Here is a 25560-nt window from a genome sequence, read left to right as displayed (position 1 = left end):
CCATGACCACACATAGAGAAAAAGGCCTGATAGCGTGGTTTGCTCGTAACCCTGTTGCGGCAAACCTGCTGATGATTTTCATCTTAGTGGGCGGCTTGCTTACTGCAATGTCAGTTCGAAAACAAATGTTTCCACAATTCGAAAGTAATTGGATCAGCATTCAAGCAATTTACCCAGGTGCTGCGCCACAAGAGGTTGAAGAAGGAATTACCATTAAGGTCGAGGAGTCTTTAGAAGGGCTCGAAGGCATAAAGCGTTTAATCACTTATTCAAATCGTGGCTTTTCACAAGCATGGGTCGAAATAGAAGAAAAATACGACCCGCAAGAAGTACTTGATGAAATCAAGATGCAGGTGGATTCAATAAACACCTTCCCTGCCGAGATGGAACGCCCTATTGTTCGCCGCGACAAGTTTGAACAAGAAGTTATGATCCTTGCGCTGTATGGCGATATGAGCAACTACCAACTCAAAGAACTTGGTAACGACATAAAAGACGAGTTACAAGCTTTACCGCAAATCAACTTGGTCAACTTTTATAGTGGTTTAAACTACGAAATTGGCATTGAAATTAGCCCAGATAAACTGCGTGAATATGGTTTAACTTTCCGTGATATTGCTACAGCCGTTCGCAGCTTCTCTGCAAATATGTCAGCTGGTCAAATTCGCTCTGAAAATGGTTATATTTCGATGCGAGTTGAAAACCAAGCGTATCGTGGTAAAGAGTTCGAAAATCTGCCTTTATTACACTTACCAGATGGTGCACAAGTATTACTAGGCGACGTGGCAACGATTAATGATGGCTTTGAAGAGGGTTTACAGTACTCTAAATACAATGGCAAAAACTCACTGACGTTCGAAGTCAATGCATCAAAAGATCAAGATATAACCAAAGTTGCCGCTGTTCTTAAAAAATACCTTGCAGATAAAGCCCCTCAATTACCTGCAGGTGTAAAACTATCGCCTATTGTAGATTTAACTTACTACCTTGAAGGTCGTCTAAACATGATGATCGACAACATGGTTTGGGGTGGTATTTTAGTTATGGTAGTACTTGCTCTATTCTTACCATTACGCTTAGCATTTTGGGTCATGATGGGCCTGCCTGTTTCATTCCTTGGCGCATTTTTAATGATGCCTTTGGGCTTTTTAGATATCACCATCAACTTAGCCTCCTTATTTGCATTCATACTGGTGTTGGGGATTGTGGTTGATGATGCCATTGTAGTCGGTGAATCGGCCAGTGCTGAAATTGAAAAACACGGCCATAGCCTTGATAACGTAGTACGCGGCGTAAAACGCGTTGCCATTCCTGCCACCTTTGGTGTGTTAACCACAATTGCAGCCTTCTTACCACAAACGCTGGCATCTGGCCCAGGCTCAGCCTTCTCTAAAGCTATTGGTGGTGTGATTATCCTTTGCTTAATCTTCTCTTTGATTGAATCAAAACTGATCCTGCCTGCTCACTTAGCAGCAATGAAAAATAAACCAGCGAATCCCAAAAATCCGTTACATCGCTTACGCTTAGGAATGGATAATGGCTTAAAAAGTTTTATTGATAATTACTACACACCATTTATTGGTCACTGCATACACTACCGTTATACCGTGATCGTAGGCTTTATATGTGTATTGATTGTCAGCGGCGGCATGTTTGCAGGTGGATTAGTAAAATTTGTGGCGAATCCTAAGATCCCACATGATTTTCCACGTATTTCTATAGAAATGAACTTGTCATCTTCTGAACAAGCTACACTCGAAACAGCTCAAACTATTGAAAAACTAATTTTAGATGTTGATAAGCAACTTGAAGAGCAATATGGACAAGCGATGATCCGCGACTTATCGGTTAGCCTGCGCGGTCGTACAAGTGCACGCATTATGGCTATTTTAGTTGAACCGGACTTACGCCCTATTGATACCTTCCAATTAAGTGCAATGTGGCGTGAGCAAATGCCGCCTCTGCCTGGCGTGAAAACACTAAACATTGAAGACAGTATCATGAACGGTGGTCGTGATGATGGCGATGTTAGCTTCCGCTTAGAAGGTAAAGACATCAATAAGCTCAAAGAAGTGGCCGCTAAACTAAAAGAAAAGCTTAATGGTATGCAAGGTGTGGGTGATGTTAATGACTCACTGCAATCAGCTACCGATGAAGTACAACTTGAGCTTAAACCGCTTGCTTACAGCCTTGGTTTAACATTATCAGACGTTGCATCACAAGTCAGCTTTAGCTACTACGGTCTTGAAGCACAACGTATCTTACGTGACGGTGAAGAGATTAAAGTGATGATCCGCTACCCTCGTGAATCTCGTAACGCGGTAAGTGACATCACAGATGCACGGATCATTACACCAACCGGTGTAGAAGTTCCCCTTGCAGAGGTCGCAAAAGTAAATATTGTTGATGGTGTAAACCGTATTCGTCGTGAAAATGCAAAACGTACTGTAAACGTTTGGGCTGCAGTTAACACAGACCAAGCAGAACCATTTGCCATTGCGAAAGAAATTCGCGATGAATACTTACCTAGCCTACTGAAAAGCTACCCTGGAGTTGAAAGTAATGTAGCCGGTCGCATTCAAGAAGAAATGGACAGTGTGGCAGAGCAAATACGTGATTTTGCTTTATCTATGCTGATTATCTTTGCATTGTTAGCCATTCCACTGCGTTCATATTCACAGCCGTTCATTATTATGTCGGTTATTCCATTTGGTGTGATAGGTGCCATGTTCGGTCATATGATTTTAGGTATGACCATGAGTAGCCTATCGGTATTCGGTATCATCGCTGTTGCTGGTGTGGTGGTGAATGACTCGCTGGTTATGGTTGATTTTGTTAATAAAGCGCGCGCCGAAGGAGTTGCGATAAAAGAAGCTGTCATGCAAGCAGGTGCTCGTCGTTTTAGAGCAATACTACTTACTTCAATTACCACATTTATCGGTGTCTTACCGATTATAATGGAAACAAGCTTACAAGCGAAAATTGTCATCCCTATGGCGGTTTCACTCGCTTTTGGTGTGCTGTTCGCCACGGTGATCACACTTATCTTAATTCCATGTCAGTACGTAGCACTAGAAGACTTTAAACGCTTAATTAGCAAGCTAAAAGGTAAAAAGGCTGCTCCTGAAGCTGAGTTACATACAAGCAGTCACTAATCTATCTCATCCCAACCTAAAACGCTTGGTAAGTTTCTTGCCAAGCGTTTTGTCATATAAAGAGAAATAAATGCGACATAGCACCAAAACTCAGGTACGGTATAAAAGTTAATCAATCGTATAGTAAAAAACACTTTCAATAGATGAAAAACAAGGAGTTAAACCTAAAAAATAAAATAGAACAATAATCACAACAAGGGAAAAAAATGAAAACATTAGAGAACTATTTAAAGCCATTAATGCTGATATCTGTATTACTCTTTGCAAACCTTGCTTTTAGTAAAGAAAAAGCACAGCAAATGGCTGACTTTATTCAAGAGTTTCATAATTATAAACAGTTTAATGGTAACGTCTTAGTTGCTAAAGAGGGCAAAATACTTTTTGAAAAAAGTTATGGTTATGCCAACTTCGAATGGGATATAAAACATAGCAAAAATAGTAAGTTTAGGATTGGCTCAATTACAAAGCAATTCACAGCGATGCTAATTCTACAACTAGCTCAACAAGGCAAACTCAAGCTTGACGAACCATTAGCAACCTACCTACCCGATTATAGGCAAGATTCCGCGAAGAAAATAACTATTCGCCAAATACTTAACCATACATCAGGTCTTGGTAATTACACACAAACAAAAGACTTTGGCGAGAAATACAGCAGAAACCCATATAGTGTTGATCAGTTTATCCGCCTGTTATGTAGTGATGATTTATTATTTGAGCCTGGCACACAATTTCGCTATAGCAACTCAGGCTATTTTATTTTAGGGGCAGTAATCGAAAAAATAACAGGAAAACGCTACCAAGATGTCTTGCAGGAAAATATTCTAACACCACTTAAAATGGCTAATACAGGCTACGATTCTCACAGTAAAATAATAAAGTACCGTGCATCGGGTTATGCTAATAACCTAGCAGGTTATAGCAACACTGACTATCTAGATATGTCCATTCCTTATGCTGCAGGTGCAATGTACTCAACCGCACGTGATTTATTAAAATGGGATCAAGCTCTTTACTCTAACCAACTGTTGACTGCTGAATATAAAAAGCAAATGTACCAAGTATCTAACCAACGAGATTATGCGCTCGGCTGGGAGGTTAAAAAGTTAGATAAAGATCAATATGGTAAAGCTTTGACTCAAATACAGCATGGCGGTGGTATTAATGGCTTTAATGCATTCATTAGCCGAGTTATTGAAGATAAACTCCTAATCGTTATTTTAAATAACACAGGTGGTGCACCATTAACCCCCATGACTAATGGGCTTCTCAATATTTATTACGAAAAGCCTTATGAAGTAGCTACTGAGCATGCTGATAGCATACTATACAAAGCACTTAAGGTTGGCGGTATTGCTGCACTAAAAGAAAAATATGCAGAGCTCGTCACTCATCATAAAACGCCTCGTGAACGAACGATTAATTACTTTGGCTATGAATTAATGCAAATGAATAAATTAAATGCAGCGGTGGCAGTATTTGAACTCAATAGTCAGCATTATCCCGACTCTGCCAATACCCATGACAGCCTAGGTGAAGCCTATTTAGCAGTTGGGGAAAAGCAAAAAGCACTCATCAGTTATAAAAGAGCCCTTGAGTTAGATCCTGAAAGTGAAAGTGCAAAAAACGCTATTAAGCAACTTCAATAAAGACGAAGCCACCGTAAGTGGCTTCTTTTAATTTTAGCACGCCTGTTTTTGATTAAGCTCGATATAGGCTACTAAGTCTTCAATCGAGACGACAGGCATAGCGTGCTCAATGGCGAACGTGCTTACCTCTGGTAAGCGAGCCATTGAGCCATCTGGGTTTGTTAATTCACAAATAACTCCAAAAGGCGCTAGTCCCGCTAACTGCATTAAATCAACTGACGCTTCAGTATGACCTCTACGAACAAGCACCCCGCCTGTTTGCGCACGTAAACCAAACACATGGCCAGGGCGAGATAAATCTTCTGGTTTTGCTTTTTCTGCTGTGGCTGCTTTAATTGTGGTGACGCGATCAGCCGCTGAAACGCCTGTTGTTACACCCGTTTTAGCTTCAATAGTGACAGTATACGCAGTTTTGTTCTGACTGGTGTTATGCTCAACCATTTGCGGTAAGTCGAGTTGTTTAACACGCTCATCGCCCATGCAAAGACACACAATACCGCTGCCTTCACGGATCATCATGGCCATTTGTTCGGTTGTTAGGTGCTGTGCTGAATACACAAAATCACCTTCGTTTTCACGGTTTTCGTCATCTACCACAAGCACGCCCTCACCTTGCTGCAATGCAGCAATAGCACGCTCAACGCGTTCAAGTGGTTCGCCAAACTGGCTTAGTAAAGAAGACTGAATCATCATTTTTAATACCTATTAAATTAAATATGAAAAGATTCAGGACATTGAAAGGCACAGCAAAAAAGACCGCCCGAGGGCAGCCAATTACTGTTTTATAGATTAACTATATTCTCTTTCATCCAAATATACCCAAACTACCTCAATATTCAGAATTCAGCGTTTCTCAGGGGCTTAATGTCAAGGCGTTACTTTGTAGGAATGGCACTCCCTTTTAAAAAGTAACAACACAGAGAGTAAGTTCCTGAGAAGCGCCCTTCGGGTTGGTTTAAAAGCGATTTATTCAGCGTTATTGATTTTAACAAGGGAATAGCCATTCTTTGCAATCAATGCCTTGCCTAAATCGCTTTTAATTCCAACTGAACCTCGAATATTGAGGTGGTTTGGGTATAAGACCTCGGCTCTGGCCTCTCACCAGATCTGCTGACCTTTAACCAAAGTTAAAGCGCTCGCGGGCTCACTTAACATCGATAAGTATACCGCCGGTGGGGAATTTCACCCCGCCCTGAGAATGTTGCTTAATCATAAAGACGAATAAGCTCAGTCATTCTATACCTAAAATAATTAGTTATCGAGTACTCGCTTATCTAAAATGCCTTTTTCAATCAGTTGATTGAGAATCGCCTTCGTTTTTTCTCGACATATATCTCTCACTAAACGAACAGCAGGTGTGATTGACTGCCTGCTTGGGCAAATTAACCAAAGCTCTGCACAAAGGTACGGGTAATTTTGCATAACAGGTACGACCCGCCCTGTTAATAAATCATCACTGATATCTATGCATGATTTCACAGCAAGGCCTTTACCGGCCACGCACCAACGCCTTACTAGGTCACCATCATTAGACGCACGGCGGCCTTGCATTTTCACCTTAAAACGCTCGGCTCCATTGGTAAATTCCCAGACATTATTGATGATATCTTGCAGTTGATAAAATAGGCCTTGATGCTGATTTAATTCATCGGGATGTGTCGGCGCGCCATATTCAGCAATATACTCTGGTGTTGCACATAGCAGCCTTGGCACATTACATATTTTAAATCCATATAGGTTTGAGTCGGATGGCGAGCCATAACGTAGTGCAAAATCAACTGAGTCTCGGTAAAAGTCGACATTACTATCACTGATATGCGGTCGCATGCTGAGTTTGGGATACTCATCCAAAAGCTCATCTAACCAAGGGATAATAATATTGCGCCCCAAATCTGAAGAAAGTGCAACCCTTAGCTCTCCTTCTATTTCATCATGCTCGCCTTTTAGCGCAAGTGTTGCCTGCTCAAGTGTCGCTAATGCTTGTTGGCATTGCGGTAAAAAACGCTCTCCCGCAGTTGATAATCTTAAGTGACGAGTGGTACGAACAAAAAGCTCTGCGCCAAGGGCTGCCTCTACTCGCTTTATTGCAGCACTCGCGGTCGCAGCGCGCATATCTAACTTAGCCGAAGCTTGGGTTATACTACGAAACTCCGCCACCTTAAGGACTAATTTGAGATCTTCAACCTGCATATTAACTAAAATTTTTTGATAATGTTTATTTGATTATGCGCTTTATCGTAAAGTATGCAAGGCGTACACTGCACCTAATGTTATACATGCGGGAGCAATTACATGACACACCCTATTATTTCTGACTTACAACGCCGTTATACAAGTAAACGCTACGATGCATCAAAACACGTTAGCCAAGAAGATTTAAACATTATTTTAGAAGCGTTACGTTTATCGCCTTCATCAATAAATTCTCAACCTTGGAAATTTGTTGTCATTGAGTCTGAGCAAGCAAAGCAACGCCTTCACGATAGTTTTGCTAACAAGTTTCAATTTAATCAGGTGCATGCTAAAGCGGCATCACACACCATTTTATTTGCCTATAATCCAAGCTATAAACGTGAAGATTATGAAAAAGTAATTGATGCTGATATCGCTAACGGCCGAACTAAAGCTGAAAATAAAGAGCAAGCCTTTGGGGCGTTTGCCTTTGTCGATTTAAATACCGATGAACAAGGCAATAATGCTGCATGGACCAAGTCACAAACTTACATCGCTTTGGGTAATACTATGCACACAGTGGCGCGTTTAGGTATTGATTCAACGCCGATGGAAGGTGTTGATAAAGAACTGCTGAGTGAGTTATTCGCTGATGAGTTAGAAGGGTATATTTGTGAAGTAGCCCTTGCTATCGGCTACCATGAACCTGAACAAGATTACAACGCGGCATTACCAAAATCACGATTAGATAAAAATACGGTGATTAAAGTAATTTAATAACCCTTTTAATAGCTTGAATTAATACCTTGAAGTGAGTTGAAGTTCACTTCAAGGTTCATCGTCATATTACTCGCCAGTCGACTTTTTACGAGAATGTGCAGTGCCTGACACGCGTGTTCGCTTGTTAAAAGGTTTTTTACTTTGAGTTTTAACCGAAGATGACTTTCCACCTGCTGGTTTATTTGTGCCTTGTTGCCCTTTATTTTGCTGTGGCCGCTTTGCCGTTTTAGGTTTTGGCTTTTGTGTTTGCTCTTGATCTGGACTTTTCGGCTTTTTTGGTTTCTTTGGTTTTTTAGGCTTTATTGGTCGTGTATCAAGTGGCTTTTCTGCAACTGGCTTAGTTGGCTCAAAACCTGACTCTGTAGCACGCGGAATTAATTGCCCAATAAAACGTTCAATCCCATAAAGGTCATCTGCATCATCAGCGGTTACAAATGAAATTGCATGTCCCGACGCGCCAGCTCTACCCGTTCGACCAATACGATGAACATAATCTTCATATACATTTGGTAAGTCATAATTAACTACATGCGGTAGCTCAACAATATCTAAGCCTCGTGCCACTATATCAGTGGCAACTAATACTCTTACATCACCATTTTTGAAACCTTCAAGTGCTTTGACACGCGCCCCTTGCGACTTATTACCATGTATAGCTGCACCACTGATATCATCGCGCTCTAGCTGCTTAACCAAACGATTAGCACCGTGTTTCGTGCGACTAAACACCAATACCTGTTGCCAATCATTGACGCGAATCAAATGGCTTAGCAAAGCTGTTTTTCTTGACTTATCAACAGCATAAACTGATTGCGTCACTGTTTTTGCAGTGGTATTTTTTGCTGCAACTGAAATTTCTACCGGATCGTTAATTAAGCCCTTTGCCAGTTCACGGATTTCATCAGAGAAGGTCGCAGAAAACATCAGGTTTTGACGCTTAGCAGGTAATTTAGCAATGATGCGCTTAATATCATGAATAAACCCCATATCAAGCATACGGTCTGCTTCGTCGAGGATAAGCACTTCTAAATCATCAAATTTAATAGCATTTTGGTTATGTAAATCCAACAAGCGACCAGGTGTGGCGACAAGAATATCAACGCCTTTGCGTAGACGCATCATTTGCGGATTAATTTTAACACCACCGTAAACAACAAATGAGCTTACATTTGAATGCTTAGCATATTGCTCGACGTTTTCGCTCACTTGTAAAGCAAGCTCTCGCGTTGGAGCCAGAACAAGTGCACGCGCACGGTTTGCACCTGCTTTTTTACCCTTTGCTAATAACTCAATGAGTGGCAATGTAAAACCTGCCGTTTTACCTGTTCCTGTTTGCGCTGCCGCCATAACATCACGGCCAGCAATAATTGCAGGAATTGCCTGTGTTTGAATAGGCGTAGGTGTTTCATAGCCTTTTTCTAAAACCGCATTAACTAAAGACTGTGATAATCCTAAGCCATCAAAACTCATAGTGTCTCTCAAATTCAAAAAATCAGCTGAATTGCCGAAGTGCGCGCATTATACCTAGGATAGTCAATAATGCATGGAATTATTTTATTAAAGGAAATTTCGGCACAAATGTAACCTTAGCACCTGAAGTACATGTTTAGGGCTGCGCTCCTTGTGTATTTTTCCAAAGGTAATGTGAAACAAATGCTACATGTGCAGTGCTACACATGCTGCAAGGTATACCTTTGTGAATCGGTGAAGCCCTCACCAGTTTATTATAAAAAGTTCTAAAAATCATATGGTTGAAGTCTCCAACAAAAAATAGTTAAACATGGTGCGCAGATTGCTGAATGCCCTTTGCAACGACACAACTGTTTTAGCTAAATCCATGTGTCAGAAGCTTTTTTATCTAATTTAAGAGAATGACCTATGTCTAATATTCCAGTATATCAAAATTATATCAATGGCCAGTTTGTGCAGCATTCAGCCAACTATATCGAAGTAATGAACCCTGCTAACGGAGACGTATTATCTAAAGTTCCCAGCGCAGACAAGGTTGAAGTAGAACAAGCCATCCATGCAGCAAAACAAGCACAACCAGAGTGGGCAAGTAGACCCGCAATCGAGCGTGCGCAATACCTTCATAAAATTGCTGAGAAAATACGGCAAAACATTGACCGGTTCGCACTTGTGATAACGCAAGAACAGGGGAAAGTGTTGAGCTTAGCCAAGGTAGAAGTTAACTTCACTGCCGACTACCTCGATTATATGGCGAGTTGGGCTAGACATATCGAAGGCGAGATCATTACCAGTGATAGAAAAGGAGAAAATATTTTTCTATTCAGAAAACCGCTAGGTGTTGTTGCCGGTATCTTACCTTGGAATTTCCCCTTTTTCCTCATTGCAAGAAAGATGGCCCCCGCTTTAGTTACCGGTAATACCATTGTCATCAAACCGAGTGAAGAAACCCCCAATAACTGCTTTGAATTCACCCAACTCCTCGATGAAGTTGGTTTACCTAAAGGTGTGTTTAATGTGGTATGCGGATCAGGACGAAATGTTGGCCAAGCCCTTTCTTCTAGCGAAGATATAAACATGATTAGCTTTACAGGGAGTGTAGAAACAGGCTCTGTTATTATGTCTGCCGCAGCAAAAAATATCACCAAAGTAAACTTAGAGCTTGGAGGGAAAGCACCCGCAATTGTGCTTGATGATGCTGATATAGATCTTGCAGTAAGTGCCATCAAAGCATCACGTATAACCAACACAGGACAAGTATGTAATTGCGCCGAGCTTGTCTATGTACACGCTAAGGTTGCTGATGAGTTTATTAGAAAAATATCCGATGCCATGGCATCAACACGTTATGGTGACCCACAACTAGACCCTGATATCGAAATGGGCCCGCTGGTTAATAAATCTTGCTTAAATAAAGTAGCTAGTATGGTTGAACAAGCTATTGCAGAGGGTGCAAAAGTGGCAACTGGCGCAAAGGTAGCCGACACCGACAGTGGCTACCATTACCAACCCACTGTGTTGGTTAACTGCCATGCCGATATGGAAATTATGCGCAAAGAGATTTTTGGTCCTGTACTGCCCATTCAAATCGTTAGCAGTTTAGAAGAAGCCATTGAACTTGCGAACTCATTAGAATACGGACTCACTTCTTCTGTCTATACTCAAAGTCTTAGCCAAGCTATGCGTGCCATAGAATTACTCAATTATGGTGAAACCTATATAAATAGAGAAAACTTTGAAGCTATACAAGGCTTTCACGCAGGCACCAGAAAATCAGGAATTGGTGGCGCTGATGGCAAACACGGTTTGTATGAATTTACGCAAACGCACGTCGTGTATATGCAGAACTAATCTAAATTAATTTATCAAAAAATAAAGCCGCAACACATGTTGCGGCTAATACTGAATCATTTAAGCCATCCAGTTAAGCTTAAAAGCTAACTGATGCTTCAACAATAACACCATCCCACTCTGTGCCGTCGCCAACCCCAAATAACGCCGTTCCTCCCCCTGAAAATTGTTCTTCTTCCTGTCTGACATACTCTAATTTGAATAAGGTGGAATCATTCATCCACCAGCCCCCTCCAACTTGGAGTCGAGTCGCGGTATTATTATTGTTGATATTGCCACTTTCGTTGTCAGACTCAGCATAGCGAGCGGCTAGATAAAAATGCTTGTTAAAAGTATATCGCCCCTCAATAGACCAAAATTGCATTTCTGACTCTTGCTCAATGTAACTAGTCTGAAAACTCCCCTGCCCATTAGCCCAACTAACATCGTCCTCGGCTCGACCATACAAAGCATGCAGTAAAATAGTGTCAGTCATGTATTGAATGTCAGCTTGCCATATAAACGCATCCACCCCAGGGACAATGAGAGGGTGTGTAGCTCGTGCATTAGGCGCTGTGCTGGCAAACTGATAATTATCGCCGTCGCCAACCGCAATTAACGACCCCGCAGATTTGCCTGTAACTGCACTTATTTCGTGATTGGTGGAGAAAACACCTGCGCCAAACGATAGGCCATTAGTTAAATTATAAGTACCACGTAAGCCAAGGTTGTACCCCCGATTATCTGAAAAATCCGCAAAAAAATCAGGTACTGAAATAGTCCCATCCCAAGTTACTGTACTGCCATTATTTAATGCATGTACACCATAAAACCAGATACCTTCTTCGGCAGTGATCATATCAACAAGGCTATTTCCCACAAACGGATTAGTTTGCACTGATGCGCCATCGGAATAACGCAAAAAGTTTTGTGTGGTCGAAACAACATTACCAAGCCTCACACCTACATCTTGATTAATCTGGTATTGGATCCACGCTAAATCTTGACTAATACTCGCGCTGCCATCATTCCAATCATTCGGCTCTTCAGCAAGCTCTGCAAAAATAGAAAGTTGATCCGTGACTTGTGCATTAATATTGAGGCCAAATCGTAAACGATGAAACCCTGAGTCAGTTTTAGCATTGCCTGGATCTGCTGCTGCCCCCTCAACCTCCATTCCAGTTTGCCAACTTTGCATAATGCCACCAGATAATTCAATTCTGTCTAGCCAATTTTCCGCACTCATAGCGCTAAAACAGGCTAAACTCAACGACGTTGCTACTGCTATTTTATTTAATTTCATTATTATGTTTCCCTTATGAAGTGTACTTCGAACATAAGGGATGGCAAAGACTATGCCATTGAAATAAAAACAAACAAACAATTGATTTAAAAGTGTTTTCTTCATTAAATACATTGAAGCGTATTCAGTTTAATTCCTTAAAATCAAACTAATGTCGCAGGTCAATTGTCACATTTTGCTACATACATCGACAGCAAACAAAACTTAAGGTTAATTAAGTTTCATATTGATAGATTTACGCTAATTTCCACGAAATTTATCGGACAAGATAAAGGTACCCACGCAAGCGTTACAGTAAAAGATAATCGTTGAATTTTACTGATTCAAAACCCTAAAAAGTACTTCATTAGCTGCGCATCTATAAACACTGATAAGGTATTGCTGCATATAAAAAAAGCAGATAAAGTTAAAAATAGGAACATATTTTTAGTTTAAAGGATCTGAGTGAAAATAATTTACCTCCCTTTTCTAGCTCTATTCTCACTTCAATCACACGCAACTATTTTAGATTGTGATTTTAAGGGTGAGGATCGTTCAATCAGTCAGCTATTAGCACCAATATTCCCTTTTGAAAATTGTCAAAAAACCGTTGATGATAAAGGAGATATAGTTGGCTACAAATTAATAAAAAATAGCGCGTATATTGATATCTCATATGAAGATAGAAGTTTTACCCATGAAGAACATTTCTTAGTTAAAGGTAAAAAACTAACTGTGCAAGAGCTATTTTTATCTATATATACACCTCAAAGTAAACCTGAGAACAAATATATAGAAGCTCAGAAAAAGAACATTTTAAAGTCAGCTTATAGTGGTATCACCTATGATGAGCATGGGGTTTATTTTTTTGATTTAGAAGTAAAAGATTCAGCTTATAAAAATTATATTTCTTACATTAAAAAAGGTAACCCTAATGAGTTTATAGGGATTGGAACTAATGGAAGTAAAAATTTACTGATAAAAATAATGTTTAACAAAGGAATGAACGATGTCTAACAAATATGAAGATGTTAATAACAAAGAGGTAAAAAAATCTTAGAGTTTTTTAGCAAAGGAATGGCTAATCAAATTGATATTAATGACAAAGTAATCGAATTAGTATGGGTAATGCAATCATCATCAAAAAAATGCACTAAGGCCATGAACTTTGTTCCAAGACCTCAAGGATTGGTTGATTCACCCATGTATGCGGCGAAAGAATTAGCTAAAATAGCGTATAGATTACCTTCACAAAAACGATTCTGTTTACCACATCTGTAAAGTCTTTTCAGCGAGCTCGAGAGATGCAAGATAAAAGAGAATTACAATACACCCACATTTGCCATAAAACATTCACGAACACTATTCTCCGCTAATATGTTACTTGCAATAACTGCTCACTTTCTCCACCCAAATAACTTAAGTTAACAGAAAAATAGCCGATAGCTTGTTATACCTAGTTAATAAATAACGTTTAAAGGGAATCGAACGTGAAAGCTATTATTTCAACATCAATACTTACTTCATCGCCTGCACAAGCGCAAAAAATTAATAGCATGAAAGTAAGTTTACCAAAAAAACAGGACAGTGCTGGTACTTCAAACGACACAATAACAACATCACCACAACAAAATAAGACAACAATTAAAATAGTAACAAATCAGCTTTCAGCTGATGAAACTGTAGCCTTACAAAAAAGTCTCAAATGGCTTTCTGATTTTGATAAAAAAAAGAAAAGCTCCGCTAATGATATGGTTTCTGAAACCCAGCGAATCTTTGAAGAGGTGGCAAAAGAACAACCTAACATACTAAACAAAAAATTTGACTTTACCAACACAGGCGATGAAATAGAAATTATTAATTATGATTTAACAAAAAGAGAATATAACTATTTAAGAGCCAAGCTCAACGCCAGTGATAAACTAGTTCAAGCCACTGATTTTCTAAACACTGCTGTAGCTGATTCAAAAAGCTCTACATCAAGAAGTAATACAAAATACAGCAAAGAAGATATTGTAGGCCGAATTCACATTAGAGAAATTATCGAACAAGCTGAAAAAAGGTCAGCCGAGAGAATCAAAATAACTGAAGAAAACCTTGTTATGAAACCTTACGATGAAAGAGCAATGTTCAGGAAGGAAGTCTACCTTAATGTACTTGACATAGTATGTAACATAAATGTTAGCTTTAACGCTAAAGTGTAATTACTTATCTGTGACGCATATAAAGTACAAAAAAGTTTGCAGTAACTATTCGCCGTTAACATAGTATCTTTAAAATCGACACCTCAATGCTCGCTTTTTCCACTCAAAATAACTTAAGTTAACAGAAAAATAGCCGATAGCTTGTTATACCTAGTTTATAAATAACGTTTAAAGGGAATAGAACGTGAAAGCTATTATTTCAACATCAATACTTACTTCATCGCCTGCACAAGCGCAAAAAATTAATAGCATGGAAGTAAGTTCACCAAAAAAACAGTACGGTGCTGGTACCTCAAACGACACAATAGCAACATCACCACACCAAAATACAGCAACAATTAAGAAAGTAACTAAGCCCACAATAGTTGAATTAAAAGAAGGGCTTATAGACTTGGTCTCTATTGAAAAGGAACAACAAAAATATGCTAGTGACATGGTATCTGAAACTAAGCGCATCTTAGCAGAAGTGGCGAAAGAGCGACCTAACCTTTTAAACAAAAAATTTGATTTTACCAACACAGGCGATGAAATAGACATCATTGATCACAACTTAACAAAAAGAGAATATAACTACTTAAAAGCTAGGCTCAACGCGAGTGATAAACTAATTAAAGCCACTGACTTTTTAAATATTGACCTAGCTAGAGAGAAAACACAAACATCAAAAAATAATGAAAAATACAGCAAAGAAGATGCAATCGGGCGAATTCACCTAAGAGAAATTATCGAACAAGCTGAAAAAAGATCAGCCGAGAGAATTAGAATAACTGAAGAAAATATTATTATGAAACCTTATGATACAAGAGCAATGTTCAGAAAAGAAGTCCACCTTAATGCACTCGACATAGTACATAATACGAATATTCGCTTTAATGTTAAAGTCTGAGCTAGTCCAACTTATTGCGTACAATTTATTACTGTAACATTTTAATTCTGTTTTATTTTTTCAATCATTAGTAAATCTTTCAAGTTTCTCTCAATGTTTTTCGTATGTGTTTTCCTTATTTAATCATTTTTTAGTTTGATTCTTGTATTAACATTTCAAGCTCCTTTTGACAAAGGCTCACAGCATCCAAATATGCCTACTTCTATTAGCAAGCATTATTAGGCTGAACAATCTTATACTTTTCCATTTTCCTATACACTGTAGAGCGACACACATTAAGCTCTTCAGAAACAGACGTTATATTCCAACGATGTTTTTTAAGCGTTTCAATTAGTAATTGCTCTTCATGGCAGGCAGTAAATTTAGCTAAGGCTTTTTCCTTTTTAAAAGAGCCCGCCGTTTTATGATCTGTTAGTGAAGAAAAGTGTTCGATTAAATCATCTGGAAAGCAATTAATGGTTATTTCAGCTCCTTCACACACAGCTACCGCATACTTAATTACGCTGATCAGTTGTCTTATATTGCCAGGCCAAAAATAAGATTCGAGTGCTCTTTTAGCATCATCGGCTATGCTCAAACCATGCACCGCCATGCATTCTCGTTCGAGTATGTTGTCAATAATAAACGATTTATCAGACCGTTCTCGAAGTGCTGGTAACTTTAAAACCATACCGTTAAGACGATAATAAAAATCCTCTCTAAACTCTTTTAATTCAATAAGTGTTTTTAGATCTTGGTGTGTTGCAGAAATCACTTGTAAATCTAATGCGATAGGCTCAATCCCTCCAAGAGGCATAGTTTCGCGCTCAGCTAAAACTCGTAATAGCCGAGTTTGAAGTTGTACCGGCATATCACCTATTTCATCTAAGAAAAGTGTGCCGCCATTTGCCTGCTCAAGCTTACCTTTCATACCTTTTTTGTGTGCCCCCGTAAAGCTACCGCCTAGGTAACCAAACAGCTCACTTTCTATTAATGTTTCAGGTATCGCGGCACAGTTTAGCGCCACAAATGGTTTATCAGCACGAGGGCTCGATTCATGAATAGCGCGCGCAAACGCCTCTTTGCCTGTTCCTGTCTCACCGGTAATCATAATAGGTATGTCTTTATCAGCGACCAAAAGTGCCCTACGAACAAGCTGCTGCATAGAGGCATCTTCACCATTCAATTCATTAATCGGCGGGTGTTTAGTGAATGTTTTACTCTGCACTTTTGGCTCTGCTTGTGCCAATGGCAATGCCTTACTTTTTGGCACCTTTAAGGTTATTTCGACATTTTCTGACAGCAATGGAAGTTGCACATTAACCGCATTATTTCCTCCATTTGTTTTACTTAGTAAACTATCAAGAGACAAACCAATAAATTGCTCAACATTAATACCGAGCAACGATTGATGCGATTGAAAATGAGACATAAAACAAAAAAACGCTGCGTGATTTGCACCAATAATTGTACCTTTCTCATTAATCGCGATGAGTTGCTCTTGGGTGATATCAAAAAAACTTTCAGCCGACTTAATACTTAATATAAGTTGGTTTTTATAGCTTGTATGCAAATAGCTATTTTCAATCATGCGCCCATATAACATCACCATTTTGAGTGTCATGAGCTGATGGTGCTTATTTTGGTCAGCGCCAATACACGACGCGTTTAAGCAACCCAGCAACTCTCCCATGGGATCAAAAATAGGTGTAACGGAGCAACTTAACTCTTTATGACTTGCATAAAAATGTTCAGCCTTATGAATGATCAAAGGGGCTTTTTCAATAAGACATGTGCCAATACCATTTGTACCTACTTGGTTTTCAGCCCACCTTGCACCAATAAGTAGGCCTGATTGCTTACTCAAACTTTCCTCTTGAGTAGATAAACTCGTTGCTAAGGTTAAGCCTGTGGCATCAGTTAAAATTGCAGAGTAGCCGGCATCGGCAATACGATTAGCTAAACCAACAAGGCCGCACTTCCCCGTATTTAAAAAGGTCTCTCTAAGCTGGAGTTGCGATCGCATTTCGCTGGAAGAAAGTACCTCAACTTCATTAGACGCATAGGGATCTAAGCCATAATTGAGCAAACTTCGCTTCCATGATCGCGCGATATATTTAGATGGTTGAATGTTACGTAGTTGAAATTCTGTGGACATAAACGACTGAGCACTACTAACGTCCATAGGTTGTGGAGTGTGTTTCATCACCTTGCTACTCCGTTCTATTGTTGTCGGGCAATTTAAGTAGCAGCATTAGGCTGGAACTATAAAAGCCTCAGTCTTTGTTTCTAAAACTATCACAGAAATTTAATCTAACAATACGCCTTTTACCCTATTTTAATTTTTATTCATGATAATTTTGCAATACAAAAACATGTATCTCGGTTAAAAAAGCCGCTCACATTGATTTATTTTTGAGACAAGTGTCAAACTCTTAGCATCTTCTCTTCAAGCTATAAATTATTCTGCATATAGGTGTCTCATTGTTGCATTTAAGTTGCGACACCTGTTTCTCTTTTCGTACGAAAAAATACACTCAATAACCACTAAAATAAAAATATCAACTAAATATCAAATAGTTACCGACTTTGAAATTACTAAAAACTGTTGGCATATAATTTGGTACTAAGGTCATTCAAACTAAAACACCTTCAGAGGTTACAATGAAAAAAATGACAAATTTGAATCTGACTTACCTAAATTGCTGTTTAATATTCACTGGGATGTTGATCAACACACACGCATCAGCGGCCAGTTTAACTAAGCTCACAAAAGAAATTAAAAACTATAAACCAGTTACGCAAAAAAGGCTGAATGAAGCAGACCCAAAAGACTGGCTACTACCCAAAGGCAATTACGAAGGATGGATGTATAGCAAGCTGACGCAAATAAACAAAAAGAATGTTAAGTCTTTAAAGCCTGTATGGACGTACTCAACAAACTTAGATTCTGGTCACGAAGCCCCTGCCCAAGTAAACAATGGCGTTATGTTTGTTTCTACGCCTTACAATCATGTAATTGCGTTAGACGCTAAAACAGGGCAAGTTTTTTGGCGCTATACGCACGACAACCCTTATGATTTATCAGTTATGCACAATACTAGCCGCGGCATCGCTCTGTGGGATGATAAGGTTTACGTAGCAGGACTTGATGGCACGTTAAATGCCCTTGATGCAAAAACCGGTGAGCGAGTTTGCCAAGCACAAATCGGCGACTGGAGTACAGGTGCATATATCACCTCTGCACCTACACCTGTAAAGGGCAAGATTCTTGTGGGCCCCTCGGGTGGTGAATATGGTGTCCGTGGTTTTTTGGAAGCAATGGACGCTAAAACATGTAAACAAGCCTGGCGCACATACAGTGTACCAGGCCCTGGAGAGGCAGGACACGAAACATGGAAAAAAGAAGGTAAGCGCCCAGATGCATGGAAGTATGGTGGTGGCAGCATGTGGATGCCTGGTAACTATGATCCAGAAGCGGATGTACTTTATTGGGGAGTGGGTAACGGTTCACCTTGGTTAGGTGATCAACGCCCAGGGGACAATTTATACGTTGCCTCCTCCATTGCTATGAACCCCGACAGTGGCAAAATTGTTGGTCATTTCCAATATCATCACAATGATTCGTGGGATTGGGCAGCCATGAATGCGCCTATGCTCGTTAATTTCAAAAAGGGTAATAAGACGGTTAAAGGCTTAGTCTCTCCCCAGCGAAATGGTTATTTATATTGGCTAGAGCGTAGCAACGAGGGAAAAATTAGCTATGTCGAAGGACAGCCGTTTGTAAAAAATAACGCATTTAAATCATTAGATAAAGAAACTGGACGTCCTACTTATGATTACAAACATGTGCCTGTAACAGGCAAACGCGTTGATTATTGCCCAAGTCTATGGGGCGGTAAAAACTGGCCATATGAAGCCTATAACCCCGAAACAGGCATCATCTACGTTCCTGCCAACAACAATCTTTGTAATTCTTTTATTGGTAAATTTCAAGATGATGTCGAGCCTGCTTCAGGACAGTTCTGGGCTGGTATCGACATACCCGATCTAGATGTTTACCTAGACAATCCTAAAAAAGGAGTAGGTCAACTGCAAGCGTGGAATATCAATACACGTAAAAAAGTTTGGCAACATGACTTTGGCAAAACCATGAATTGGGGCTCTGTGCTATCCACTGCTGGTGGCATTGTATTTAACGCAGGTACTAACGATCGTATTTTACGCGCGTTTGATTCGCAAACTGGCGATGTGCTGTGGGAGTTCCCTCTTAACTCGACAGCTATTGCCCCACCAGTGAGCTATGAAGTCGACGGTAAACAATACATTGCCATTACCGCAGGTTACGGTGTGGATGCACATTGGACAAATAGCGTGCTGGCAGAAAAAGATAAATCAGGCGAGTGGATTGCTGATGTACCTGAAGGTGGCGTGATTTGGGTATTCGCTTTACCTAATTAATTTACCAACTAAGCGAAAAGCACGCGTGCTTTTCGCTTTCACATATTAATAACAAAGACGCTAATCTTATAAAAATAAAGGTATCTTATGACACAAAATGCATCTTCAAAGAAAATCATCGATTTGCCATGCTCACAAAAAACTAACGACGACGATGTAGCTCAAAACCACCCTGACAACTATTTTCGTCGTGATTTTGTAAAATATCTCGCTGTCGCAATCCCAATAATGAATCTTCCTTTAAGCTCTGGGGTAAATGCAACCACTAAACCTGAACGACGTCCTCCTCAAGCAGGAGATCGACTCACGTATTTCCAAAAATCAAAACGTGGGCAGATTATTAAGCTGTCGGATTTAAAAGAATTAGATAAACCTCTGCTGGTTGTTCCTTTCGATGTTGAAAATAATGTGGTTAAAGATGGCTCTCGCTACAACCAAATACTGCTTCAAAAGTTACCCAGTGAATTACTCTCAGCAGAAACAAAAAAACGTTCAGACCAAGGTGTTATCGCTTATTCAGCAATTTGCACACATGCCGGTTGCCCTGTCACCGGCTGGGTGGCTGATGAAAAAAACTACATGTGCCCTTGCCACCAATCTGTTTTTAATCCTAAAGATAGCGGCGTGGTTGTGTCAGGTCCTGCTACACGAGGGTTACCTGCAATTGGGCTAAAAATTGAAGCCGATGAAATTATCCTAACCAATACATTTAATAGCTGGATTGGTTTTGGCAAAAGACCCAAATAATGGAGAAGCATCATGAATATTCAAAAAGGTTTACTCAATTTAATAACCCTAATCATCATTATTTTAATGCCCATGAAAGCGCTTAGTGCGGCTAAACCTATAACAGGTGTGAGCTGCCAAGAAGGCTTTTATATCCTTACACCAGATAAACATATTCATTGGATAAGGGATCAACAAAAAGAGCGCACGCTTGTTTATTCTGAAGGTAACGATATTTATGCCATGGCTGAGTGTGGCACAGGTGTAATAACAGTATTTGAAAACAAACAATTGCAAACACCCCACTATAGCGCTTATTACAGCCCTAATTGTAGGAATATTGGCACAGAAGTAGGTGAAACAAAAAGCATTTATCAAGGTGAAGTTAAAATAAATCACATACAAGCAACACCTAAAAGCCTAAAAATACGTCTTGCTAACAATGCACTTTTCAGTAGCAATAGCTGTACTGATCTTGCGATGCAAAGCGAGTAAGCAATGAAAGACACACGTTATTATCTTGCTTTCACGCTAAGCGCTTTAGCAGCAGCTTGTTTGTTTAATTACTCAGCGGCTAGTAACAAAGACAATGTAGAAGAACAAGCACTTAAGCAACTGCTAAACACCCTAAATGATAGCTATAAGTTAACAATTGACGTCACCGCTCCTCATTTAAATACTCCCATGTTTACACTAGGCATGGAGCTATTTTTTAGCAAAACGTTGAGTGGCAATCAAGATGTAGCCTGTGCAAGCTGTCACCACCCATTTCTAGCAGGCGGTGACAGCCTTAGCTTACCCATAGGTGAAGCTCCCTATGATGAGGATATAATTGGCCCTGGCCGCTGGCATGACTGGCAACGCTCAGCAGATCCAAAAGCAGATGGCGCCCCGAATGTAGCACGGCATTCACAAACAATTATTAATGCTTCTTTGTACAAAGAAGCCATGTTCTATGATGGCCGTATTTTTGTACTTGAAAATGATACTAACAAAGCGGATACCCCCCTACCTCACCGCACCCCTGACAGTAATTTATGGCAAGGAGATCAGTTAGCAGGAAAAAACTTACTTGCAACACAAGCTCGTTTCCCTGTTGTTTCAAGTGATGAAATGCGAGGCTATACATTCGCAGCTGCCAGCACCAATGAAGACACCCGACACAAATTAACAAAACGCTTACAGCAACACGATAAAAACCAACAATGGCTTAAGCTATTTCGCAATGCCTTTAATGATTTACATGCCTCACCAGAGCAGCTTTTTACCTTTGAGAATATTGCAACCGCAATTTCTTACTACCAATCAACCCAACTATTAATTAACACTCCATGGTTTAATTACCTTAACGGAGAGAGTGATGCAATGACTCCCAGCCAAAAACGGGGGGCACAGTTATTCTTGAAGTCAGCTAAACAAGGTGGTGCTGGCTGTATAGAATGTCATACGCTCCCTATTTTTTCTGACGAGAAATTTCACAATATTGCTGCGGTACAGGTCGGTCGCGGCAAACAGCCAAGTGGTGAGGACTACGGTCGGCGAGGGGTTACACAAAAAGACGACGATCGTTATAAATTTAGAACACCATCTCTGTTAAATGTTGCAGCAACAGCACCCTACACTCACTCTGGTGCGTTTATAAATTTAGAGTCGGTCATTAAGCACCACCTTGATCCTGCCAAGTCGTTGCAAAATTTTGATTACAGCTTTGCTGACAACCCACAACTAAGTTATGTCGCGAGCTTATTATCAAATAGCAAACTCAATTCTCAACGTGCACTAGAGCAATTACAAAATGAACAACAAAAAGGGGTCAGTCTACTGGCATCAGGCATTACCTTATCTGATACTCAGCTCTCTGATTTAATTGCCTTTTTAAATAGCCTCACCGACCCTTGCATCAATAGTCGAGAGTGTATGTCTAAATGGGTCCCCACTGAAACGGATAAAGCGCCAGATATACACCGTTTAAACGCACGGTTTAAACCTTTTACAGCACCGCCTCAGCCAATAAGCAGAATATCTCACACAGAAAGTAATTTACCGCAAATGTCATTCGACAACGCGAATATTAAGCCGGCGTTATTATTAAGTGATATGGAATTTGGCTGTAAATCCCGTACTTCAATCCCACCACAAAACACGAGCGCTGCAAAACGTTTTGATGAAGTATCACTGGATGCTGGCATAAGTCATCAACACCATATAACTTGGCAAAACTACACCCTATCATCAGCGCAGCGGCTACTTTTTAGTGGCGGCGTTGCTATGGGTGACATAGATGGTGACTGCTGGCCTGACATCTTCTTTCCTACGGGTGACGGTGCCCCTGATAAACTATATCAAAATCAGCGTAATGGGCATTTTTCAGATATTACTCGCTCTTGGGGTATTACCAAAAAGGAGCTATCCAATGGCGCAGCGATGGTGGATATTGATGGCGATGGTGATTTAGATATTTTCACCTCAAACTTGCTTCACCCTCATCTACCTTCCGTTAACAGTCAAGTAAGCAAACACCCTCACCATCAAAGCCCCACTCTCTATCTTAATGAGCAGCAACACGGCTTTATTGTAAGTCATGATATTGGTTTGAATACCCAGCTTACTAGCTGGTCTTTCGCTTTTGCCGACTATGATAAAGACGGGGATGTCGATATGCTAACCAACCATTGGCGTGGGCCTGGCCTTGGTGGCCAGCTTCCTAATCACTTATGGGAAAACACAAGCCAAGCAAATACGCTGACATTTCAAGCGCAAGATGAGACAGCAGGTTTGCTTGATTTGATAGGAAGCACCGACTTTACTTTTACCTCTAATTTTTCGGATTTTAATAATGACGGTTGGCTAGATTTATTATTTACTGCGGACTTTGAAACCAGCCAAGTCTATAAAAACCTGCAAAATGGGCGGTTTGAAAAAGTGACGCATGAACACACTATTCATGATCAAAATGGAATGGGCGCAGCCATAGCTGATTTTGATAACAATGGCTCATTAGACTGGTTTGTAAGCAGTATTTGGGATCCAAATGGTCAGCCTGAAGGTAGCTGGGGAGTGATAGGTAATCGTCTATACAGTAACCAAAACAATCAGTTTATAGATATCACTGAACAAGCGGGTGTAGACAAAGGGTTATGGGCTTGGGGAGCATGCTTTGCCGATTTTAACAACGATGGCTGGCTAGACCTATTTCATGTTAATAGTTTTGATCTGCCAAAACAGCTAAGCAAACGCTTTGCTAACCCTCGCGCTTATCAAAAACTAAAACTCGCTATGGCTGAGTTTGAAAAAACACACAGCCGCTTATTCATTTCAAATCAAGATGGCACCTTTACAGAACAAAGTAAGCTTTGGGGGATTGGCGATCAACTCTCAGGCCGAGGCGTTGCGTGTGTCGACTATGATCGGGATGGTGATATCGATATTGTAATTAGTAATCATCAACAGGCTCCTTTGCTCTATAAAAATCGACATAATGATGAAAGTAAAGACAGTTACCTTTCTATTAGCTTGCGCGATACAACAAAAAATACGCGCGCACTAGGCGCTAAAGTGTACGTAACCGTTGGCGAAACAACTCAATTACAGGAAGTTCAAGCAGGCGGAAGCTTTCTAAGTGGCGCCCCTTCCACCCTGCACTTTGGTTTAGGACAGGCCTCGCAAGCTGACACGATCAAAGTTGTATGGCCTGATAAAACAAACACAGTTAGTACTTTTACAAATGTACCTGCCAATCAATTTATTTATATCACTACCGACTTAACAGCTAACCTTAAAAAGTATCGAAAATAAAAAGGAATTGATAAATATGAATTTAAACCAATGTGTTAACTATCATGATTTTGAAAAACTCGCTAAACAACGCCTACCTAGCCCTATTTATAACTATATTGCGGGGGGTGCCGATGATGAAGTAACCATGCGACGCAACACTGAAGCATTTAATCAGTGTGATTTAGTGCCCAATGTACTCAGAGGCGTTCAGCACGTTGACCTTAGCACCGAAGTTATGGGGCAAAAACTTAAACTACCTATTTATTGTTCTCCAACAGCATTGCAACGCTTATTTCATCACCAAGGCGAACATGCTGTAGCGGGTGCAGCTGAAAAATTTGGCACCCTATTTGGCGTGTCATCCCTAGGCACCGTATCAATGGAGAAAATAGCAAAAGATTTTGATATTCCTCAAGTTTATCAGTTTTATTTTCATAAAAATCGCGATTTAAACAAAGCAATGATGGACCGTGCAAAAGCCTGTGGTGTTGAAGTCATGATGCTGACTGTTGACTCAATTACAGGTGGAAATAGAGAGCGGGATTTACGCACAGGGTTTTCAATTCCTTTCAGGTTAACTATGTCTGGTATGTGGGAGTTTATTCGTAAGCCGAACTGGGCTATAAACTATTTACTACATGAAAAGTTTTCGCTCCCGCAACTACAAGAGCACATAGATATGAAAGGAAATAGCTCTTCAATCGGTGACTACTTTACCAATATGCTAGACCCTTCAATGAACTGGCAAGATGTCGCAGATATGGTCAAGTATTGGAATGGTCAATTTTGCCTTAAAGGTATTATCAGCGTCGAAGATGCTAAGCGCGCTGTTGAAATAGGCTGCACGGGTATTGTGGTATCAAATCATGGCGGGCGACAATTAGATGGCTCACGCAGCTCGTTTGATCAACTGGCTGAGATTGTAGATGCGGTTGGCAATGACATTGATGTGTTATTTGACAGCGGCGTACAACGGGGCTCACACGTACTCAAAGCGTTGTCGATTGGTGCGAAAGCGGTTGGGATTGGTCGAATGTATCTTTATGCACTTGCGGCTGCAGGCCAACCAGGCGTTGAGCGAGTACTTGGTTTGATGCAAAGTGAAATTGAGCGAGATATGAAACTCATGGGCTGCACCAACATCAGTCAATTACAACGACATCACGTTAAATTTCGACGCTAATAAAACACC

General features: G+C 40.3%; 17 protein-coding genes and 1 riboswitch. Of the genes, 12 read left to right on the top strand and 5 right to left on the bottom strand.

Features of this window, described 5'->3' with window-relative positions; genetic code table 11:
* Positions 1 to 2: 2 nt before the first annotated feature.
* Together L3V38_RS03285 and L3V38_RS03280 are read left to right on the top strand one after the other, a co-directional pair.
* Positions 3 to 3155, top strand: coding sequence for an efflux RND transporter permease subunit (locus L3V38_RS03285; RefSeq protein WP_237118338.1), 3153 nt, complete (start codon positions 3 to 5; stop codon positions 3153 to 3155).
* Positions 3156 to 3361: 206 nt separating this feature from the next.
* Positions 3362 to 4804, top strand: coding sequence for a serine hydrolase domain-containing protein (locus tag L3V38_RS03280; RefSeq protein WP_237118337.1), 1443 nt, complete (start codon positions 3362 to 3364; stop codon positions 4802 to 4804).
* A 33-nt stretch (positions 4805 to 4837) separates the two neighbouring features.
* Here the strand turns inward: L3V38_RS03280 and ribB are convergent, their stop codons facing one another.
* Positions 4838 to 5491: a 3,4-dihydroxy-2-butanone-4-phosphate synthase gene (gene ribB / locus L3V38_RS03275; protein WP_167346342.1), complete on the bottom strand. Its 654-nt coding sequence runs from the start codon at positions 5489 to 5491 to the stop codon at positions 4838 to 4840.
* Positions 5492 to 5849: 358 nt separating this feature from the next.
* A riboswitch (FMN riboswitch) is annotated at positions 5850 to 6008 on the bottom strand.
* Positions 6009 to 6055: 47 nt separating this feature from the next.
* The gene (locus L3V38_RS03270; protein ID WP_237118336.1) at positions 6056 to 6994 is read right to left on the bottom strand and encodes a LysR family transcriptional regulator; all 939 of its coding nucleotides are present in this window, start codon (positions 6992 to 6994) and stop codon (positions 6056 to 6058) included.
* A 102-nt stretch (positions 6995 to 7096) separates the two neighbouring features.
* Here L3V38_RS03270 and L3V38_RS03265 point away from each other — a divergent pair, with 102 nt between their 5' ends.
* Positions 7097 to 7753, top strand: coding sequence for a nitroreductase family protein (locus tag L3V38_RS03265; protein ID WP_130150143.1), 657 nt, complete (start codon positions 7097 to 7099; stop codon positions 7751 to 7753).
* Between the two features lie 69 nt (positions 7754 to 7822).
* On the opposite strand, the gene L3V38_RS03260 is transcribed toward L3V38_RS03265, so the two are convergent.
* Complete coding sequence (locus L3V38_RS03260; RefSeq protein ID WP_237118335.1) at positions 7823 to 9226, bottom strand: DEAD/DEAH box helicase; 1404 nt, start codon at positions 9224 to 9226, stop codon at positions 7823 to 7825.
* Between the two features lie 408 nt (positions 9227 to 9634).
* On the opposite strand from L3V38_RS03260, the gene aldA reads away from it, so the two are divergent.
* Positions 9635 to 11074, top strand: coding sequence for an aldehyde dehydrogenase (gene aldA, locus L3V38_RS03255; protein ID WP_237118334.1), 1440 nt, complete (start codon positions 9635 to 9637; stop codon positions 11072 to 11074).
* A 79-nt stretch (positions 11075 to 11153) separates the two neighbouring features.
* Here aldA and L3V38_RS03250 read toward each other — a convergent pair whose 3' ends face one another.
* Complete coding sequence (locus L3V38_RS03250) at positions 11154 to 12356, bottom strand: hypothetical protein (RefSeq protein ID WP_237118333.1); 1203 nt, start codon at positions 12354 to 12356, stop codon at positions 11154 to 11156.
* A gap of 444 nt (positions 12357 to 12800) precedes the next feature.
* Here L3V38_RS03250 and L3V38_RS03245 point away from each other — a divergent pair, with 444 nt between their 5' ends.
* From L3V38_RS03245 to L3V38_RS03235, 3 genes are all read left to right on the top strand, one after another.
* Positions 12801 to 13352, top strand: coding sequence for a hypothetical protein (locus L3V38_RS03245; RefSeq protein WP_237118332.1), 552 nt, complete (start codon positions 12801 to 12803; stop codon positions 13350 to 13352).
* A 473-nt stretch (positions 13353 to 13825) separates the two neighbouring features.
* Positions 13826 to 14539, top strand: a complete 714-nt coding sequence (locus L3V38_RS03240) for a hypothetical protein (RefSeq protein WP_237118331.1) — start codon at positions 13826 to 13828, stop codon at positions 14537 to 14539.
* A gap of 184 nt (positions 14540 to 14723) precedes the next feature.
* Positions 14724 to 15425 (top strand): hypothetical protein, encoded by a 702-nt coding sequence (locus L3V38_RS03235; protein ID WP_237118330.1) that lies wholly within the window; start codon positions 14724 to 14726, stop codon positions 15423 to 15425.
* A 205-nt stretch (positions 15426 to 15630) separates the two neighbouring features.
* On the opposite strand, the gene L3V38_RS03230 is transcribed toward L3V38_RS03235, so the two are convergent.
* Positions 15631 to 17610 (bottom strand): sigma-54-dependent Fis family transcriptional regulator, encoded by a 1980-nt coding sequence (locus L3V38_RS03230; protein ID WP_237118760.1) that lies wholly within the window; start codon positions 17608 to 17610, stop codon positions 15631 to 15633.
* 467 nt (positions 17611 to 18077) lie between these two features.
* Here L3V38_RS03230 and L3V38_RS03225 point away from each other — a divergent pair, with 467 nt between their 5' ends.
* The 5 genes from L3V38_RS03225 to L3V38_RS03205 all read left to right on the top strand — a co-directional run bounded on the left by L3V38_RS03225 (position 18078) and on the right by L3V38_RS03205 (position 25551).
* Positions 18078 to 19865: a PQQ-dependent dehydrogenase, methanol/ethanol family gene (locus tag L3V38_RS03225; RefSeq protein ID WP_237118329.1), complete on the top strand. Its 1788-nt coding sequence runs from the start codon at positions 18078 to 18080 to the stop codon at positions 19863 to 19865.
* An 87-nt stretch (positions 19866 to 19952) separates the two neighbouring features.
* Positions 19953 to 20612 (top strand): Rieske (2Fe-2S) protein, encoded by a 660-nt coding sequence (locus tag L3V38_RS03220; RefSeq protein ID WP_237118328.1) that lies wholly within the window; start codon positions 19953 to 19955, stop codon positions 20610 to 20612.
* A gap of 12 nt (positions 20613 to 20624) precedes the next feature.
* Positions 20625 to 21086 (top strand): hypothetical protein, encoded by a 462-nt coding sequence (locus tag L3V38_RS03215; RefSeq protein ID WP_237118327.1) that lies wholly within the window; start codon positions 20625 to 20627, stop codon positions 21084 to 21086.
* 3 nt (positions 21087 to 21089) lie between these two features.
* Positions 21090 to 24386, top strand: a complete 3297-nt coding sequence (locus L3V38_RS03210) for an FG-GAP-like repeat-containing protein (RefSeq protein ID WP_237118326.1) — start codon at positions 21090 to 21092, stop codon at positions 24384 to 24386.
* Positions 24387 to 24402: 16 nt separating this feature from the next.
* On the top strand, positions 24403 to 25551 hold the full coding sequence (locus L3V38_RS03205) for an alpha-hydroxy acid oxidase (protein ID WP_237118325.1): 1149 nt from the start codon (positions 24403 to 24405) through the stop codon (positions 25549 to 25551).
* The last annotated feature ends 9 nt before the right edge of the window (positions 25552 to 25560 follow it).

It is taken from the genome of Pseudoalteromonas sp. L1 (assembly GCF_021728095.1).
GTDB lineage: Bacteria > Pseudomonadota > Gammaproteobacteria > Enterobacterales > Alteromonadaceae > Pseudoalteromonas.
The sequence above is the reverse complement of the archived record's forward strand: the minus strand, read 5'-3'. Positions and strand labels throughout refer to the sequence as shown.

Excerpts from the sequence above, each read along its gene's own strand:
- L3V38_RS03280 (WP_237118337.1), top strand. The coding sequence starts at position 3,362 with ATGAAAACATTAGAGAACTATTTAAAGCCATTAATGCTGATATCTGTA.
- L3V38_RS03250 (WP_237118333.1), bottom strand. The coding sequence starts at position 12,356 with ATGAAATTAAATAAAATAGCAGTAGCAACGTCGTTGAGTTTAGCCTGT.
- L3V38_RS03285 (WP_237118338.1), top strand. The coding sequence starts at position 3 with ATGACCACACATAGAGAAAAAGGCCTGATAGCGTGGTTTGCTCGTAAC.
- L3V38_RS03205 (WP_237118325.1), top strand. The coding sequence starts at position 24,403 with ATGAATTTAAACCAATGTGTTAACTATCATGATTTTGAAAAACTCGCT.
- L3V38_RS03210 (WP_237118326.1), top strand. The coding sequence starts at position 21,090 with ATGAAAGACACACGTTATTATCTTGCTTTCACGCTAAGCGCTTTAGCA.
- L3V38_RS03230 (WP_237118760.1), bottom strand. The coding sequence starts at position 17,610 with ATGAAACACACTCCACAACCTATGGACGTTAGTAGTGCTCAGTCGTTT.
- L3V38_RS03265 (WP_130150143.1), top strand. The coding sequence starts at position 7,097 with ATGACACACCCTATTATTTCTGACTTACAACGCCGTTATACAAGTAAA.
- L3V38_RS03270 (WP_237118336.1), bottom strand. The coding sequence starts at position 6,994 with ATGCAGGTTGAAGATCTCAAATTAGTCCTTAAGGTGGCGGAGTTTCGT.
- L3V38_RS03215 (WP_237118327.1), top strand. The coding sequence starts at position 20,625 with ATGAATATTCAAAAAGGTTTACTCAATTTAATAACCCTAATCATCATT.
- L3V38_RS03220 (WP_237118328.1), top strand. The coding sequence starts at position 19,953 with ATGACACAAAATGCATCTTCAAAGAAAATCATCGATTTGCCATGCTCA.
- L3V38_RS03260 (WP_237118335.1), bottom strand. The coding sequence starts at position 9,226 with ATGAGTTTTGATGGCTTAGGATTATCACAGTCTTTAGTTAATGCGGTT.
- aldA (WP_237118334.1), top strand. The coding sequence starts at position 9,635 with ATGTCTAATATTCCAGTATATCAAAATTATATCAATGGCCAGTTTGTG.
- L3V38_RS03225 (WP_237118329.1), top strand. The coding sequence starts at position 18,078 with ATGACAAATTTGAATCTGACTTACCTAAATTGCTGTTTAATATTCACT.